The following is a 15,959-nucleotide window of genomic DNA, read 5'->3' as shown; positions in this document are numbered from 1 at the left end:
GCGCTATTGTTGTGCCTGGGCGCGACGGGGGCAAGCCCGTCCGGGCCTGAGGCGTTGCCCGGGCCGGACGCCGACGGCTACGCTGCGCGATGTGGGGCGGCCTACTCCTCGGTGGCGGGAAAGCGGGTGGCCTGGAGGCTGTCCTTGATCTTCTTGAGATGGGTCTGGAAGTCCTCGCCGCGGCGCAGGGTCACGCCGGTGGCCAGCACGTCGATCAGCGCCAGATGGATCATTCGCGAGGTCATCGGCATGTAGACGTCGGTGTCCTCGGGGGTGATGACCTCGAGGGTCTCGGTACACTCCCTGGCGAGCGGCGAATGGGGCGCGGTGATGCCCAGCACCACGGCGCCGTTCTCGCGGGCCAGTCGTGCGATCTCGACCAGCTCGCGGGTGCGCCCGGTATAGGAGATGATCACGATGGCATCGCCGGTGTGGCTGGCGGCGGCGACCATGCGCTGCATCAGCACGTCCTCGTAGGCCATCACCGGCAGGTTGAAGCGGAAGAACTTGTGCTGGGCATCCTGGGCGACCGGCCCCGAGGCGCCGAGGCCGAAGAAGCTGATCTGCTTGGCCTGGATCAGGTAGTCGACGGCGCGCTCCACGCGCTTGGCGTCGAGCGCCCGGCGGGCGTCGTCGAGGGCGGCGATGGTCGCGCCGAAGATCTTGTCGCCGTAGCGCGCGGCATCGTCCTCGCGTTCCACGCTGCGGCTGACATAGGGGGTGCCGCCGGCCAGGCTCTGGGCCAGCTTGATCTTGAAATCCGGATAACCCTTGGCGTCGAAGTTGCGGCAGAAGCGGTTGACGGTGGGTTCGCTGACCGAGGCCGCCTGGGCCAGGGTGGCGATGCTCAGCCCGGTCGCGGTGGCCGGGTCCTGGAGGATGACGTCAGCCACCTTGCGCTCCGAGCGATTGAGTTCGTCGAGGCGGGCGCGAATGCGTTCGAGAAGATCATGGCTGGCCATGCGGGAAAGAGGCTCCGTGATGTCATTATGTAGTGATTTAACTACATTGATAGCCACATCCTAGCGTGACGCACCGAATGGCGCCAAGTCGCGACCCCAAGGGGCGTGCATCTTTGGTGGTAAAATTACCGATATAAGTTGCTGGCTGATACCTTGATGGCATATTTTATGCGTAAGATTACCAGATTGAAGGGGTTCGAGGCATGATCCATGACACCACGCCCGATATCGATCTGGCGCTGTTCGGCGCCCTGGGCGACCTGGCTCTGCGGAAGTTGTATCCGGCCCTGTATCACCTCGACCGGGACGGCCTGCTGGGCGAGTCGACGCGTATCCTCGGGCTGGCACGCCAGGACATCGATGGCGAGACCTTCCGCCAGCGCGTTCAGCAGGCGCTGAAGAAGCGCGTCAAGGCGGAGACCCTCGACAAGGCGTGCCTGGAGCGCTTCATCGCGCGCCTCGAATACCTCAAGCTCGATTTCGCCACCGTCGAGGGGTACGACGCCATCGCCAAGTGGCGCGAGGGCGCCGAGCGACCGATGACCATCTACCTGGCGGTGCCGGCGAGCATCTACGGCGACATCTGTCGCAACCTGAATGCCAGCGGCAGCCTCGACGACGAGTCCCGGGTGGTGGTGGAAAAACCCATCGGCTACGACCTGGCGTCCTCGCAGGCGATCAACGACGCGATCGGCGAGGTGTTCCCCGAGTCGCGCATCTATCGCATCGACCACTACCTGGGCAAGGAGACCGTCCAGAACCTGATCGCCCTGCGTTTCGCCAACCCGCTGTTCGGCAACCAGTGGAACCAGAACCAGATCTCGCACGTCGAGATCACCGTCGCCGAGCAGGTCGGCATCGAGGGGCGCTGGGGCTACTTCGACAAGGCCGGCCAGTTGCGCGACATGGTCCAGAATCACCTGCTGCAACTGCTCTGTCTGATCGCCATGGACCCGCCGTCGAATCTCGACGCCGACGCCATCCGCGACGAGAAGGTCAAGGTGCTCAAGGCCCTCAAGCCCTTCACCCAGGAAAACCTCGGTCGCGACGTGGTGCGCGGCCAGTACATCGCCGGCTCGATCGACGGCACCAGTGTGCCGGGCTACCTGGAGGAAGAGGGCGCCAATACCGATAGCCGCACCGAGACCTTCGTCGCCATGAAGACCGAGGTCTCGAACTGGCGCTGGGCCGGCGTGCCGTTCTATCTGCGCACCGGCAAGCGGATGCCCGAGAAGCTCTCGCAGATCGTCATCCACTTTCGCCAGCAGCCGCACTACATCTTCGATCCCGACCAGCGTGACCTGGCCGCCAACAAGCTGATCATCCGTCTGCAACCCGAGGAGGGCATCGCCCTGCAGGTGCTGACCAAGGACGGCGGGCTCGACAAGGGCATGCGCCTGCGCCCCGGGCCGCTGCACCTCGACTTCAACAGCGCCTTCCCCAAGTCGCGGATTCCCGATGCCTACGAGCGTCTTCTGCTCGAGGTCATGAAGGGCCAGCAATACCTGTTCGTGCGTCGTGACGAGGTCGAGTACGCCTGGCGCTGGTGCGATCAGTTGATCGAGGGCTGGGCGGCCCGCGACGTCCCGCCGCGGCGTTACCCGGCGGGCTCCTGGGGGCCGGTGGCGTCGATCGCCATGATTACCAAGGACGGTCGCAGCTGGTACGAGGATTATTGAGCGAGTGAGTGAATGAGGCAGAACGCATGAGTGACGCAACATCGCCCCGTGAGAACCTGGCCGCGCAGCTCGCCGAGGCGGTGGCCGGGGCGCTCGTCGCCGACCTGGAGCATCGTGACAGGGCCCTGCTGGTGGTCTCGGGCGGTTCGACGCCGGTGCCCTTCTTCGAGCGTCTGGCGGCCATGGCATTGCCCTGGTCACGCATCGACGTGACCCTGGCCGACGAGCGTTGGGTGAGCGAGGACGACCCCGACAGCAACGCCCGGCTGGCTCGCGAGCATCTCGTCCAGGGGCCGGCCGCGGCCGCGACCTTTCACCCCCTGACCACCGACGACGCCACGCCCGAGCAGGGCGCCGCCGCGGTGGCGAGCCGCATCGCCGCACTGCCCTGGCCGGCCAGTGCGGTGATCCTGGGCATGGGCGGCGATGGCCATACCGCGTCGCTGTTTCCCGACAGCGGCGAACTGGGGCTGGCGCTGACCACCGACGAGGTTGCCGTGGCGGTGCGCGCCCCCAGCGTGGCACAGCCGCGAATCACCCTCAGCGCGGGCTGTCTGCACCGTGCCGAACGCCACTTTCTGCATATCGCCGGCGACAACAAGCGCGCGGTCCTGGCCCGAGCCATGGCCGGCGACGACGCCCGCGAGCTGCCCATCCGCGCCTTCCTGGCCTGTCCGCTGGCCGTCTACTGGGCGCCCTGAACCGAATTGCTGGAGCCAATCATGTCCACTGAAAAGCAGCTGCCCTCCACCCGGACCACCGAGATCGACAGTATCTGCCAGAAGGCCGAGGTGATTCCGGTGCTGACCATCGAGCGCCTCGAGGATGCCGTGCCGCTGGGCCGTGCCCTGGTCGAGGGCGGGCTGCCGGTCCTCGAGATCACCCTGCGTACCGACTGTGCACTGGACGCCATCGCCCGCATGCGCGAGGCCTTGCCCGGGGCGAGCATCGGCGCGGGCACCGTGCTGACCCCGGCCCAGTACCGCCAGGCCGAACAGCTGGGTGTGGACTTCGTGGTCACGCCGGGTGCCACCGATGCCCTGTATCGGCACGGCGTGTCGAGCCCGGTACCCATGTTGCCGGGGGTGGCGACTGTCTCCGAGCTGATGGCCGGCTGGCAGTACGGGTATCGGCGCTTCAAGTTCTTCCCCGCCGAAGCGAGCGGCGGTGCGGCGGCGATCAAGGCCTTCGGCGGGCCGATCCCCGAGGCGCGTTTCTGTCCCACCGGCGGTATCACCCCGGACAACGCCGAGGACTACCTCAAGCTGCCCAACGTGATGTGCGTCGGTGGTTCCTGGGTGACCCCCGGCAAGCTCATCGAGGCGGAAGACTGGGAGGGTATCAAGGCCCTGGCCCGCGAGGCCGCCGAGCGCTTCCATCATTGAACACGACCGACGACACGATTCTCTCTCGACAGCCGAGGCTGTTGTTCGGCCCGCCTACCCGGCGGGCCTTTTTTTCAGTGCATCGCAGGTGGAAGGGAGCTCGTTTCGACAGCAGGGGGTGAGGTTGCTGCATTGCGGGTGAACCGGGAAACGCCCGTGATCCGGCCTCAGGCTCCCGAGACCAGGCCGGGGCCGCGAAACGCCCGACACCGTTCATCGTAGCCGGCCTTCCAGTCGAGAAAGCGTGCCGCCGGCAGTGGCGGCGAGAACCAGTAACCCTGAGCGCTCTCGCAGCCCAGCGAGGCCAGCAACTCGGCCTGCTGAGGCTGTTCGATGCCTTCGGCGACCACGTCGCAGCCGAAGCTGTGAGCGAGGGTGATCACGGTGATGGCCAGGTTGCGGTCGTGGCTGCTGGTGAGCATGTCGTTGATGAAGGTGCGGTCGATCTTCAGCGTGGTCACCGGCAGGGTCTTGAGGTAGGCCAACGACGAGTAGCCGGTACCGAAGTCGTCGATGGCGATCTTCAGGCCCTGGTCGGCCAGCAGGCGCAGCGTCTCCCGCGCCAGCGACACGTCTTCCATCAGCCCCGACTCGGTGACCTCGACCTGGATGGCGTGGGCGGGCAATCCGGCGTCGTCCAGCCGGGCGAGCAGGCGTTGGCTGAAGTCGCCGGTCATCAGTTGGCGGGTGGCGACGTTGATGGCGATGCTGAAATCCGCCTCGACTCGATTCCGGTCGCGCCAGTCGCGCACCTGGCGGATCGCTTCGCCGGCCACCCAGTCGCCGATCGCCAGGATATCGCCACTGGCCTCGGCGAGCGGAATGAAATCGCCGGGCGAGACGTGGCCCAGTTCGGCGTTGTGCCAGCGCAGCAACGCCTCGGCGCCGCTCACGCGGCCGGTGGCCAGTTCGATCTTGGGCTGGAAGACCAGTTGGAACTCGTCCCGGTCGATGGCTTCGCGCAGCAGTTGCTGCATGCGCGCGCGTTGCTGGTGGGCGCATTCGAGTTCGGCGGAATACACGCCCACCGGTCGCTCACCGAGCGTCGGCAACGCCAGGGTAGCCTGACGAATCAACTGGTCGGCGGCCTCGGCGTCGACGCCGGCGCGGCTGATGCCGATGCGCGCGCTCAGGGACATGAGCAGGTCGCCGATGCGGTGGTCGCGGGCGAGCAGGTCGCGGAATCGTTGGGCGTGTTCGATAAGTGTCGCGTCATCGAGGGCGTCGTGACTCACCACCAGCAATTCGGCACCCCCCCAGCATCCCAGGCGGTCGCCGGTGTGGATGGCGTCTTCCAGCAGCCGGCAGGCATGGGTCAGCAGGGCGTCGGCGGCCGGGTAGCCGTGCAGCCGCGCGATGTCGTCGAGGCCATCGAGGGCGATGAACAGCAGGTAGGGCGAGGCGCCGTCGACGAGGCGACGCTCCAGCCATTGGATCATCGCGGTGCGATTGGGCAGGCCGGTGATCGGCTCGCTGAGCGCCAGGCGCTCGAGCTCGGCGGTACGCTGGGCAATCAGTTCTTCGAGCTGCGACGTCTGGTCGAGGCGCTGGCGGTAGAGTCGCCCGGCCTGCAGGGCATTGGATACGCGCTGCAGGGTTTCCTGATGATCGAAGGGCTTGGTCAGGAAGTCGCGAGCTCCCAGTTCGAGGGCCCGGCTACGGGTATCACGGTCGGTCTGGGCGGTGAGCACGATCACCGGCGGCCCCTCGTCTTTCCAGGCTCGCTGCAGGTCGGCGAGCAGCGTCAGGCCGTCGATGTGCGGCATGCGCACATCGAGCAGCAACAGGTCCGGCTGTGTCTCGCGGCAATAGGCGAGGACCCGGCGCGGGTCGGCGAGGCTGGTGACGTGGGTGAAGCCGGCATCATCGAGCAGGTCCTCGAGCAGGGCGATGTTGGCGGGGTTGTCGTCGACGACCAGGATGTGGCTGGCGCATAACGTATCCTTGTCAGGCATTGCTGGCGTCCTCCATGAAGCAGGCAGTGATGGCGGCACGCAACGCGCCGATCTCCACGGGCTTGGTGAGATAGGCCCGGAATCCGGCGGCCATGCCGTGATGGATGTCGGTGGTCATGGCGTTGGCGGACAGGGCGATGACCGGGATCTCGCGGGTCGTTTGACGCGAGGCCAGCGCTTTGCACGCCGCATGACCGTTCATGCCCGGTAGGTGGATATCCATCAGGATCAGGTCGGGGCCCAGCGAGGCGGCCAGGTCGATGCCCAGTTCGGCCGTGGGGGCGCAGTACAGTGACAGTCCCTCGAACTCGTCGAAGAGATCTTCCATCAGCCGCTGGTTGGCGGGGTTGTCCTCGATGTAGAGAACCCGTCGCGGCGGCTTGGCAGTCAGCGGCGCTGGCGTGCAGGCTTCGTCGTCGGCGGCCGGGGCGTCATCGATGGCGCGCTCCAGTTCGAACCAGAAACGGCTGCCCCGGCCCGGTTCGCTTTCCACGCCGATCCGCCCGTGCATCCGTTCGACCAGCTGGCGCGTCAGCGCCAGGCCGATCCCGGTACCCTCGATGGTGCTGCTTTCGGCCCCCAGTCGGTTGAAGGGTTCGAACAGTTCGTCGAGGCGCTCTGCGTCGACGCCGCTGCCGGTGTCCTCGACGCTCAGCCGAACGGTATCGGCGTGTACCTCGATGGCGAGGGCGACCCGGCCCTGCGGGCGGTTGTACTTGATGGCGTTGGACAGCAGGTTGAGCAGTACCTGCTTGAGCCGGGTGGCATCGGCACGCACCAACGTCGGCCCCTGCAGAGCGGGGGCCTGCAGCGCGATGCCGGCGTCCCGGGCCAGCGGCGATAGGAGTTCCATGGCCTCGCGACAGACGGCCGCGAGGCAAACCGGCTCGAGCGACAGCGTCATGCGACCGGCTTCGATACGGGCCAGATCGAGGATATCGTTGATCAGGGTCAGCAGGTGCTCGCCGCTGCTGCGGATCTGGGCGACCTGACGCTGCTGGCGCGCCGAGAGCGGGTCGCGGCGGCCGCTGGCCAGCAACTGGGCGAATCCCAGGATGGCGTTGAGCGGCGTGCGCAACTCATGGCTCATCGCCGACAGGAACTCGCTCTTGGCGCGGCTGGCGCTCTCCGCCAGGTCGCGGGCCTGGGCGATATCGCGCTCGATGCGGTCGCGCTCGGAGAATTGCCGGTAGAGGTTGATCAGCAGCGCACAGGTGGCGTTGAACGGCTCCAGCCACTCCACGGTCTCCGGCGAATAGCCCTCGGCGCTGTTGGCGGTGGCGTACATGCCGATCACCCGGCCGTCATGGACGATCGGCACGCCCAGATAGTTGTACAGCGGCGGGTGCCCGGGCGGGAAGCCGCCGCGACGGGGATGATTGGCCAGATCGTCGGTGATCACGGTGTCGCCGTGGGCGAAGGCCCGGCCCAGCAGGCTATCGGGGTTGCCGAGCAGCATGTCACCGGATTGCAGGCGCTCCATCAAGCGGCGCGATTCGTCGCTCCACGTCAGGTCGGTGATGGCATGGATCTTGAGCGCCGGCGTATTGTCGTCGTACAGCACCTCGCCGATCAGCGCGTAGTCGCTCTGGGTCAGTTCGCGCAGCGCCTCCAGCAGGAAGTGCCAGAGGCGTTCGCCCGACATCAGCGCCCGATAGTCGGTGATGCCCTGATGCAGCACCTTAAGCAACGCCCGTTTGCGCTGCAGCCGACGCTCGTTGTCTCGTCGTGCGAGGTGTGCCAAATGCAGGCGGATCAACTCCTCGGCCTGGGCGGCAAGCAATGCCAGACATTCACGCTGGCCGGCGTCGAGTTCGCGCGGCCGACGATCGATCAGGCACAGGGTGCCGATCGGCTGACCCTCGGCCGTGTGCAACGGCTGGCCGGCGTAGAAGCGGATGTGCGGGTCGTCGACGACCAGCGGATTGTCGGCGAAGCGCCTGTCGGCGTGGGCATCCTCGACGATCAGCGGGCGGTCCGCGGTGACCGCGTGCGCGCAGAAGGAGACGTCGCGGGTGGTCTCCCGGCAATCCAGGCCGTGGGCCGACTTGAACCACTGGCGCGCCGTGTCGACCAGCGACACCAGCACCACGGGGACGTCGAAGACCCGGGCGGCCAGTTCGGTCAACTGGTCGAACGCCGTATCCGGCAGCGTGTCCAGCAATTCCAGGCGGTGCAGCGCCTCGAGACGCTGCGCTTCGTTGTCGGGAATGGGGGGCAGTTGCATGGTAACGGGTCTGTCCTGGCGCTTGATGGGCCGCAAGGCCGGTCGCATGATGGTCACGCCCCGGGACGGCCCACCACCTATCCGGACTATCGGCAAGCATGGGGCGGAACTTGAGGGTGATGGGACGAGCGTCCCGGGTCGATGTGGGCGTCTTCCGGCGCGGAACGCCCCGATATCCAGTCAAGGAGTGTCAGTATGCAAAGCATGGACACCGTGAGTGACGGGCCCGAGCGGCGCCTGTCCAGCCCCGCGGTGGCGCGCAATCGGCAACCCCTTCTCGAGGTGCTCGAAGCGGCGCTCGGCGGCGCCACGCGGGTACTCGAGGTGGCCAGCGGCACCGGCGAGCATGCCGCGTACTTCGCCGCGGCGCTGCCGGGGCTGACCTGGCAGCCCTCGGATCCCAGCCCGTCGGCGCTGGCCTCGATCGCCGCCTGGCGCGAGTCGGCCGGTCTCGACAATCTCGCCGAACCGCTGATGCTGGACGTGGAAGCGCGCCCCTGGGCGGTCACCGACTTCGATGCGCTGGTCGCCATCAATCTGTTGCACATCGCGCCGTGGAGCGTGACCGAGGCACTGCTGGGCGAAGCGGGAAGGCGCTTGCCCGAGGGCGGGTTGTTGCTGCTCTATGGCCCCTTCCTGCGCGATGGCGTGCCCACCGCGCCCAGCAATCTGGCCTTCGACGACGATCTGCGCCGCCGGGACCCGCGCTGGGGGATTCGCTCGCTGGCCGCGGTCAACACCCTGGCCGGGGCCAACGGCCTGAGCCTCGAGCGCGTCGTCGACATGCCGGCCAACAACGTCAGCGTGCTGCTGCGTCGACAAGGTGCTTGATAAATCCCGCCGCGACCCAAAGACTGTAGGCAGGCCCCGACGACGGCCTGTCGCACACCATCAAGGGAGTGAGTGCCCATGTCCGATCATGATCTGTCGCAAGACTTTCGCCTGCCCGTGGGCTGCCCCAAGTGCGGCAGCCACCTGATGCGCGTCTCCGAAGTCCACAACCCGGACGACAAGGTGTTCTGTGCCTCCTGCAATGCTTATGTCTGTCTCTATCACGAGGCGCAGGAGATCATGAAGAAAGGCCCCGGCAGCGAGAGCGAAGCGCTGCTGGAAAAGGCCGTGAATACCTCACGCCAGTGAGTCGGCGAGGCGCGGCGGAGAAACGGCACCCGAGGGTGCCGTTTTGGGTGGTCGAGAGGGTTAGAGCAATTCTTCGGCGGCCAGCGCCAGGCGCGAGCGTTCGACGCTTCTCAGGGTGACGTGCCCGGCGTGCGGCCAGTCGCGGAAGCGCTCGACCACCGCCGCCATGCCGCAGGTGTTTGCGGTCAGGTAGGGGGTGTCGATCTGCCCGACATTGCCCAGCAGCACGATCTTGGAGTTGCGCCCCGCCCGCGAGATCAGGCCCTTCAATTGCTTGGGCGTGAAGTTCTGCGCCTCGTCGATGATCAGGAAGGTGTCGCTCAACGTGCGTCCGCGCATGAAGGTCGGCGAGCGGATCTGCACCCGCGAGCCGATCAACTGCCGGGTGGCGCCCTCGCTCCAGCTGGTGGTGCCGTCGTGCTCGTCGCGCAGCAGGTTGTCCATGTTGTCGTGGAAGGCCCCCATCCACGGCGACATCTTCTCCTCCTCGGTGCCGGGCAGAAAGCCGATGTCCTCGCCCATGGGGATCGGCGCGCGGGTGAAGACGATGCGCTCGAAGAGCTTGCTGTCTAGGGTCTGCTGGAAGGCCGCCGCCAGCGTCATGTAGGTTTTGCCGGTACCCGCGGTGCCGGCAATGGTCACCAGGTCGATCTCGGGATCCATGAGCAGGTTGAGGGTGAAGTTCTGACGGCTGTCGTGGGCATGCACGCCCCACACGCCGGCGTGGTGGCGGTAATTGGTCAGCAGTTGCAGGCGCGCGCTCTGCGGCGACAGTTCGCGCACGATGGCCTCGAAGTCGGCGCCGTTCTCGCTGTCGGAGACCAGCATCCCCAGATGCCAGTCGGCGGGGATCGTGCCGCGCAGGTCGTAGAAGGTGTGATGATCGATCCGCTCGACGGTGACGTCGACGTTGAGCGACTCCCACAGTCCCACGCCATCCTTGCCGGCCCGGGCATAGACCTTGGCGCCCTCGATCATCGCGTCGCTGTCGCTGAACACCCGGTCGTTGAGATAGTCCTCGACCGGCACGTTGAGCGCGGCGGCCTTGACGCGCAGGTTGATGTCCTTGGTGACCAGGATCACCGAGGCATCGGGTCGCTCGTCGCGCAGCCGGCAGGTCTCGGCGAGCAGGCGGTTGTCGGGACTGTCCTCCAGATGGTCGATCGGCTGGACATCGTTGTAACAGAGAAAGCGCAGGCGGCCGGTCTGGCCGGTACCGGGCAGCGGGATACCGCGCTGGATCTCGTCGAAGGAAACCCGGGCGGTGAGCTCGGAGAGGGTGCGGCTGATCTGGCGGGCGGTGCGGGCAATTTCCCGGATGCCGTTCTTGTGCTTGTCGAGTTCCTCGAGCACCGTCATCGGGATCACCACATCGTGCTCCTCGAACTGATAGAGCGCGGCGGGATCGTGGATCAGGACATTGGTGTCGAGCACGTAAAGGCGGGTCGCTTTCTTGTCGATTCGTACCATCGGCGGAAGCACTCCTCAAATTGGCGGCGGTATCGACGCTGACAGCGGGGGATTGCTCCCCGGTTACAGCCGTCGGCGCGACAGTGGCGGCATGACTCCCCGGGTGGTGTGGTGTCGTCGACTCTCCTGGTTGGTGGTGGATGGCGCGGCCCCGTCAGGGCTTATCGTCAAGATGAACCCTCGACTGACGAAACGCCAGTCGACGATTCCACGTTTTTGCGCCGCACTTCGGCAAGTGGGAATAGGCGGGGCGAGGCCGGCAGAGAACAGGACGATCGCCGCCGGGCGTCGGCGGAACGACCGGCGCGGGGCTCAGGTCTTGATGCCGCCCCAGCCATGCCGGTGGCAGTCGCAGTCCGGGTTCTGGCAGGGCTCGCGGTCGGGATGAGCCGTGGCGCAGGCCGAGCAGCAGTAGTAGTGACCGTTAACGGGGATGGCCGTGCCGGGCACGGGGCACTGGCAATGCGGGCATTCGCAGATACGCTCTTCCATGGTCGTCTCCGGGCCGTTGCGTTGCAGGATCGGTGTCATACGGGGGAGTGTAGACGAATCGCGACCGTGATCGAGCGGCTGTCGTACTCGGTCGCCGGCTGTCATATCCTTGAGCGGCATGAATCCGTTCGGAATGCGCCAGTGATCTGCCAGGGGAGCCCGTGCATGCACCAGGAGAATGGCGATATCGATCGCGACGAAGCCGAGCGTCTGGCGGCGCTGGCCAGCTACGACATTCTCGATACGCCTCCCGAAGCGGAGTTCGACGCCATCACACGCCTGGCCTCGCAACTCTGCGGCACGCCGATCGCCCTGATTTCGCTGGTCGACGAGATGCGCCAGTGGTTCAAGAGCCAGCAGGGCCTGAGCGTCTGTCAGACGCCGCGCAGCCTGGCCTTCTGCGCTCACGCCATTCGCCAGCGCGAGCCGCTGGTCGTCCACGATGCCCGTTGTGACTCTCGTTTCGCCGACAATCCGCTGGTCGTCGATAGCCCCTATATCCGCTTCTACGCCGGGATACCCCTGGAGATGGAGAGTGGCCATCGGCTGGGCACCCTGTGCGTGATCGATCGTCAGCCCCGCGAACTCGAGCCAGCGCAACTGCGTTCCCTGGAGGATCTGGCGCGGCTCACCGTTAGCCTGATCGAGCAGCGCCGCCAGAAGCGCGAGGCGCGGACCCGGCACGCCCTGCTCGATAGCCTGCTCGAGGCGCTGCCCGAGGGGGTCGTCGCCTGCGACGACCGGGGCGAGTTGAGCTTCTTCAATTCCCGGGCCCGGGCCTGGCACGGCGCGGGGCCCGAACGCCTGCCGCCCGAACAATGGTCGCGACGCTTCGATCTGTTCGAGGCCGATGGCCGGACGCCATTGCCGCTCGAACGTATCCCCTTGCGGCGAGCCTGGGCTGGGGAGACGGTGCGCGATCAGGAACTCTGCATCCGGGTTCCCGACCAGCCACCGCGGTTCGTCGCCTGCAACGGGCGGGCGTTCTTCGACGATCACGGCGAACGACTCGGTGCGGTGGTGGGGATGCACGACATCACCCAGCGCAAGCGAGCCGAGCGCGAGATCGCCGAGACCCGCGCCCATCTGCAGGCGGTGATCGATGCCTCCACCGAGGTGGCGATCATCTCCACCGATCGCCGGGGGCTCATCACGCTATTCAATCCCGGTGCCGAACGCCTGCTGGGCTATACCGCCGACGAGGTCGTCGGGCAACTGACGCCCCTGGCGTTTCACAGGCCCGACGAACTGGAGCAACGGGCCGCGGAACTCTCCCGGGAACTGGACCGCCCGGTCTACGGCTTCGACCTGTTCGTCCTGACCCCGCGCCTGGGCCGTCCCGAGAACCGCGACTGGACCTATGTTCGCCGCGACGGCGGCCAGCGCCGGGTGCGGCTGGTGGTCAGCGTGATGCAGGACGACGCGGGGGAGCCGATCGGGTACCTGGGCATGGCGCTCGATCTGAGTCGCTTGTATGCCGTCGAGGAAGCCCTGCGGCTCAGCGAGGCGCAGTTCCGAACCGCTTTCGATACCGCGCCCCAGGGGATGGCGCTGGTCTCCCTGGAGGGCGCGTTCATCGAGGTCAATCGCACGCTCTGCGAGATGTGGGAGTACGAGCGCGAGGTCTTGCTGAAGACCGATTTTCAGACCCTGACGCATCCCGACGACCTGGCCGCCGACCTCACTCAGGTCGGCCAGCTGATCAGCGGCGAAATCCCCTATTACCAGATGCCCAAGCGCTATTTCACCCGCACCGGGCGCCTGCTGTGCTGCCAGCTGTCGGTGTCGCTGGTGCGGGATGGTCAGGGGCGGCCGCAGTATTTCGTCTCGCAGATCCAGGACATCACCGAGCAGCGTCAGCTCGAGCGTCTGAAGAGCGAATTCGTGGCGGTGGCCAGCCACGAGCTGCGTACGCCGCTGACCTCGATCAAGGGGGCTCTGGACCTGGTCAATGGCGGGGTCATCGGTGCTGTGCCAGAGTCGGTCGAGGAGATGCTGAGGGTCGCCCAGCGCAATGCCGAGCGACTCGGGCAACTGATCGACGACCTGCTCGACTGGGAAAAGCTCGCCGCCGACAAGCTGGCCTTCGACCTGCAACGCCACGCGCTGCGACCGTTGCTGGAGGATGCCCTGGACAGCAACCTCGGCTACGCCGAGCGCTTCGGTGTCGTGCTGGTCTTGCAGGGTGACGAGTCGGTCGCGGTCGAGGTCGATGCGTTGCGCTTCGCCCAGGTCATGGCCAACCTGCTTTCCAACGCCATCAAGTTCTCGCCCCGCGGCGGTACGGTGACGGTGCGCTATCGGAGGCACGATGCGGGCGTGTGCATCGAGGTCGAGGATCACGGCGACGGCATCCCCGAGGCGTTCCGCGAGCGAGTCTTTCAGCACTTCGCCCAGGCGGAGGCGGGGACCACCCGGCGGCGTGGCGGCACCGGGCTGGGGCTCGCCATCACCAAGCAACTGGTCGAACACATGCACGGATGCATAGACTTCGCCTCGACGCTGGGGCAGGGTAGCGTATTTCGGGTATGGTTGCCGGCGGTGCTTCGCTCGGGCGAACGTCTCGAGAACGGTGGGGAGGCTCGAAGATGACAACCCTGCAGCGGATTCTCCACGTCGAGGACGATGAGTCGATCATCACCATCACCCGCGTGGCGCTGGAAACGGTCGGGGGACTGACGGTACTCAGTTGCACGCGAGGGCGCGAGGCGATCGAGCAGGCGGCCGAGTTCGCGCCCGATCTGCTGCTGCTCGACGTGATGATGCCGGACATGGACGGCCCCACGACCCTGGCCGGCCTCGCCGAGGTGATCGATGTGGCGCGCTACCCCGTGGTGTTCATGACCGCCAGGGCCAATAGCGACGATCACCGCGCCTATTACGATCTCGGCGCCGCCGCCGTGGTGGTCAAGCCTTTCGACCCCATGACCCTTGCCGATCAACTCAAGACGATCTGGAATCGTTTCAATGGATCAGAACGTTAGTGCCGAAGCGCAAAAGAAACTGGCACGCATGCGGCGCGAATACGCCTACTGGCTGGGTAACGAGCTCAACGACCTGGCCGATCAGGTGCACCATCAGAGCAACCCGGTGGTCGACGGCGCTGCCTGGCGGCCGGTCTGCGAGCGCCTGCACCGCCTCGCCGGCTCGGCGGGCACCTTCGGTTTCGAGGCGGTCGGCGAGGCCTGCCGGCTGCTCGAACGCCGTCTCGAACGCCTGCTCGAGTCGCCCTCGTCGGCCGATGCCAGCGCCTTCCTGCGTGAACTGCAGGACCTGAGACGCGAGGCGGAGTCACTGCAGCCGACACGTCCGCTCAGGGCGCTCGAGACCATCCGGCTCGGCCGTTCGGGCGTGGTGACCGACCATGAACGCCCGTTGATCTATGTGCTCGAGGACGATGAAAAGGCCGGTCAGCATCTCTGTCAGATGCTCGAGAGCTTCCATTATCGGGCGCAACTGTTCACCGACGGCGACGATCTCGAACGCGCCTGCGACCGACAGCGTCCCGATACCCTGATCCTCGATCTGCACCTCGAGAACCAGGGAGGCGCCAGCGGTCTGGCGATCGCCGAGACGATCCAGAGCCGTCTGGAGGCGCCGCTGCCGCTGTTCGTCACCAGCGAATCGCAGGATTTCGACATCCAGTTGCGGGCCGTGCGTGCCGGGGTGGTGGGGTTCATCTCGCAACCCCTCGAACCGATCCGCCTGGCCGACATGCTCGAGACCCAGCTGCGCCAGCATCGCATGCCGCCGCCCCGGGTGTTGATGGTCGACGACGACGAGACGATGCTCGCCTATCACCGCCTGGTCCTCGAGGAAGTCGGGTTCATGGTGATGACCCTCGGCGACCCCGCACAGACCCTCGACGCCCTGGACAGCTTCGCCCCCGACGTGCTGGTGCTGGACGTGCGCATGCCCCGGTGCAGCGGCCCCGAACTGGCGCAGATCGTACGCTTCCACCGCCGCTGGTTGCAGGTACCGATCGTCTATCTCTCGGCCTCCGACGACGCCGACGCGCAGCTCGAGGCGATGACCAAGGCCGGCGACGACTTCATGGCCAAGCCCATCGCTCCCGAGGCGCTGGTCGCCGCGGTGACCTCGCGGGCGCGGCGCTCGCGGACCCTGGCCGTGGCGTTGACGCGGGATGGTCTGACCGGATTGCTCAAGCACGCCGACGTCAAGGAGCGGCTGATGTCGGCGATGGCCCAGTCGCGGCGTCGCCAGGCCTCGCTGTGTGCGGTGATGCTCGACATCGACCACTTCAAGCGGGTCAACGACAGCCATGGCCATCTGGTCGGCGACGAGGTGATTCGTGCGCTCGCCAATCTGTTGCGCCGGCGCCTGCGCGAGAGTGATCTGATCGGCCGCTATGGCGGCGAGGAATTCCTGCTGGTACTCAACGACTGCGCCGAGTCCCAGGCCGCCGAGATTCTCGACGAGCTGCGCGAGGCCTTCAGCGCGCTGACGTTCAGCGCCGACGGCGAGCGTTTTGCCTGCACCTTCAGTGCCGGGGTGACCGAAATGCGCGACGATCACGATGTCGGCAGCTTGATCAACGAGGCCGACCAGAACCTGTATCGGGCCAAGAGTGCCGGTCGCAACCGGGTGATGAGCGCCGGCCAGACACGTCACTGACGCGTGCCGACCAG

General features: G+C 66.6%; 13 protein-coding genes. 8 read left to right on the top strand and 5 right to left on the bottom strand.

From position 1 onward, the window contains the following. Positions 1-101 precede the first annotated feature (101 nt). Positions 102-962: a MurR/RpiR family transcriptional regulator gene (locus tag D0901_RS15210; RefSeq protein ID WP_129141158.1), complete on the bottom strand. Its 861-nt coding sequence runs from the start codon at positions 960-962 to the stop codon at positions 102-104. Positions 963-1,165: 203 nt separating this feature from the next. Between D0901_RS15210 and zwf the strand changes: the two genes are divergently transcribed. The 3 genes from zwf to D0901_RS15195 are packed head-to-tail and all read left to right on the top strand — an operon-like array spanning position 1,166 to position 4,026. Beyond that, a complete protein-coding gene (gene zwf, locus D0901_RS15205; RefSeq protein WP_129141157.1) occupies positions 1,166-2,641 on the top strand; it encodes a glucose-6-phosphate dehydrogenase in 1,476 nt (491 codons plus the stop codon). A 26-nt stretch (positions 2,642-2,667) separates the two neighbouring features. Further along, positions 2,668-3,342: a 6-phosphogluconolactonase gene (pgl, locus tag D0901_RS15200; RefSeq protein ID WP_129141156.1), complete on the top strand. Its 675-nt coding sequence runs from the start codon at positions 2,668-2,670 to the stop codon at positions 3,340-3,342. Positions 3,343-3,363: 21 nt separating this feature from the next. Continuing rightward, a complete protein-coding gene (locus D0901_RS15195) occupies positions 3,364-4,026 on the top strand; it encodes a bifunctional 4-hydroxy-2-oxoglutarate aldolase/2-dehydro-3-deoxy-phosphogluconate aldolase (protein ID WP_129141155.1) in 663 nt (220 codons plus the stop codon). A gap of 167 nt (positions 4,027-4,193) precedes the next feature. On the opposite strand, the gene D0901_RS15190 is transcribed toward D0901_RS15195, so the two are convergent. Together D0901_RS15190 and D0901_RS15185 are read right to left on the bottom strand one after the other, a co-directional pair. Then, entirely contained in the window at positions 4,194-5,981 is a 1,788-nt protein-coding gene (locus tag D0901_RS15190) for a putative bifunctional diguanylate cyclase/phosphodiesterase (RefSeq protein ID WP_129141154.1), read from the bottom strand. After that, on the bottom strand, positions 5,974-8,208 hold the full coding sequence (locus tag D0901_RS15185; RefSeq protein ID WP_129141153.1) for a GAF domain-containing protein: 2,235 nt from the start codon (positions 8,206-8,208) through the stop codon (positions 5,974-5,976). Before D0901_RS15185 ends, D0901_RS15190 begins: the two co-directional genes overlap by 8 nt. 195 nt (positions 8,209-8,403) lie before the next feature. Between D0901_RS15185 and D0901_RS15180 the strand changes: the two genes are divergently transcribed. Both D0901_RS15180 and D0901_RS15175 read left to right on the top strand, forming a co-directional pair. Further along, positions 8,404-9,039 carry a DUF938 domain-containing protein gene (locus D0901_RS15180; protein WP_129141152.1) on the top strand — a complete coding sequence of 212 codons (636 nt, stop codon included), beginning with the start codon at positions 8,404-8,406 and terminating at the stop codon, positions 9,037-9,039. 78 nt (positions 9,040-9,117) lie between these two features. Continuing rightward, positions 9,118-9,348: a hypothetical protein gene (locus D0901_RS15175; protein ID WP_129141151.1), complete on the top strand. Its 231-nt coding sequence runs from the start codon at positions 9,118-9,120 to the stop codon at positions 9,346-9,348. Positions 9,349-9,408: 60 nt separating this feature from the next. Here D0901_RS15175 and D0901_RS15170 read toward each other — a convergent pair whose 3' ends face one another. Together D0901_RS15170 and D0901_RS20925 are read right to left on the bottom strand one after the other, a co-directional pair. Next, positions 9,409-10,818 carry a PhoH family protein gene (locus D0901_RS15170; RefSeq protein WP_129141150.1) on the bottom strand — a complete coding sequence of 470 codons (1,410 nt, stop codon included), beginning with the start codon at positions 10,816-10,818 and terminating at the stop codon, positions 9,409-9,411. 312 nt (positions 10,819-11,130) lie between these two features. Next, positions 11,131-11,310, bottom strand: coding sequence for a metallothionein (locus D0901_RS20925; RefSeq protein ID WP_162500883.1), 180 nt, complete (start codon positions 11,308-11,310; stop codon positions 11,131-11,133). Positions 11,311-11,475: 165 nt separating this feature from the next. On the opposite strand from D0901_RS20925, the gene D0901_RS15165 reads away from it, so the two are divergent. From D0901_RS15165 to D0901_RS15155, 3 genes are read left to right on the top strand one after another with little or no spacing between them, the layout of a single operon-like run. Further along, positions 11,476-13,902 (top strand): PAS domain S-box protein, encoded by a 2,427-nt coding sequence (locus D0901_RS15165; RefSeq protein WP_162500882.1) that lies wholly within the window; start codon positions 11,476-11,478, stop codon positions 13,900-13,902. Next, complete coding sequence (locus D0901_RS15160) at positions 13,899-14,294, top strand: response regulator (protein ID WP_129141148.1); 396 nt, start codon at positions 13,899-13,901, stop codon at positions 14,292-14,294. The genes D0901_RS15165 and D0901_RS15160 overlap by 4 nt, the downstream gene beginning before the upstream one ends. After that, a complete protein-coding gene (locus tag D0901_RS15155) occupies positions 14,278-15,945 on the top strand; it encodes a GGDEF domain-containing response regulator (RefSeq protein WP_129141147.1) in 1,668 nt (555 codons plus the stop codon). The genes D0901_RS15160 and D0901_RS15155 overlap by 17 nt, the downstream gene beginning before the upstream one ends. Positions 15,946-15,959 lie beyond the last annotated feature (14 nt).

It is taken from the genome of Modicisalibacter coralii, assembly GCF_004117855.1.
Taxonomy (GTDB): domain Bacteria; phylum Pseudomonadota; class Gammaproteobacteria; order Pseudomonadales; family Halomonadaceae; genus Modicisalibacter; species Modicisalibacter coralii.
The sequence above is the reverse complement of the archived record's forward strand: the minus strand, read 5'-3'. Positions and strand labels throughout refer to the sequence as shown.